Source organism: Oleiphilus sp. HI0061, from assembly GCF_001635675.1.
In genome coordinates, this window is the sequence record NZ_LWFE01001264.1 from 1 (window position 1) to 1287 (window position 1287).

The following is a 1287-nucleotide window of genomic DNA, read 5'->3' on the forward strand; positions in this document are numbered from 1 at the left end:
CAGTCGCTCGTTCCACCACCGATATCGACAACTAAAACCGTTTTATCTGCATCGAGTGAACGTTCAAAACTCAGGCCTGCGGCAATAGGCTCAAATAAAAACTCAACATCTTTAAAACCAGCACGTTTTGCTGAGGTTTGCAGAATTTCCAAGGCCTGACGGTTACTCTGCTCGGCGTCCAAACCTTGGAAGTTTACAGGGCGACCAATCACAGTATGCGATATCGTATCGCCAAGTGTCTGTTCCGCACGCGCTTTAATAGATTGCATCATTGCCGTAACGATATCTTCAAATAGAAAAACCGCTTCTGGACGAAGTCCGCTGGCACCCAGAAAAGACTTCGGGGACTTTACAAAGTAGCCTTCTCCCGGCCATTGTAAATACTCTTCAAAGGCTTCATGGCCGACATAGACTATTCTTTCGTCTGAACCAAAACCTTGCTCCCGGCGAACATGTTGAGCACGAGCTAAGTGGTTACTGCGCAGGTCGATATAGTCTGACTTAAGCTCATCAGTGGCAATAGACAAGCCGACACTTTCACTAATCAGTTCCCGGTCTAAAGCATACAAAGTCGACGGCATAAAGCGCTTGCCTTGCTCTAGCTCGAGCAAACGGACGCTATTCAAATTACTATCGTGAATACCTATTGCACAGTTTGAGGTTCCAAAGTCAAAACCCGAAATCATTCCACTACCACCTTTAATACCACTAGAAGAAGGACAAATAAAAAGGGCGCGAAAATTAACATAAGCTTCACGGCTTAGCCAGTTAAATATGGCAGGCTGTCTTTTACCTAATTGCTGAATGTATCGACTCCCTAGAAGTTATAGGTAGGGCATTGAAGTCCTACCCAAGACTTTATAAGCTACTCTCATAAAGTCGCTCTATCTAGGCACAGTAAGACTGCCTAACCGGGTATTAGTTTATGCAACAATTTTCAAGCAGTGCCGACGAGAAGATAGCCCTCGAACATGAAGCTGCCAAGCTTTTTATGCGTCACTATGAAAGGCTACACGGTCAAGAAATTCGGCATATTTGGCACAACAAACCAAATAAGCCAGATGTATCCTGCGAGTTGGAAGGCCTTCGACTCGATTTGGAAATTGCGCACCTATACGGCTCTGAAGCCGAAGCAATGGCGATATTGAAACGTGACCTGACGGATAAAACACGTGAAGCACTGCGCGAGCAGGCTAACTGTTCCAACGTGCATGAGCGTCTGCTTAGCGCTCTGAATAGAATACTGATGAACAAAGCCCAAAAGCACTACAAGTCCCAACGCGTATG

At 45.7% G+C, this 1287-nt stretch carries 2 protein-coding genes; one reads left to right on the forward strand and one right to left on the reverse strand.

Translation table 11 applies throughout. From position 1 onward, the window contains the following. On the reverse strand, window positions 1–686 hold a 686-nt coding region (locus tag A3735_RS19785; RefSeq protein ID WP_156499780.1), incomplete at its 3' end, for an Hsp70 family protein. Between the two features lie 239 nt (window positions 687–925). On the opposite strand from A3735_RS19785, the gene A3735_RS19790 reads away from it, so the two are divergent. Next, the coding region (locus A3735_RS19790) for a hypothetical protein (RefSeq protein WP_068638516.1) at window positions 926–1287 on the forward strand (362 nt) is incomplete at its 3' end.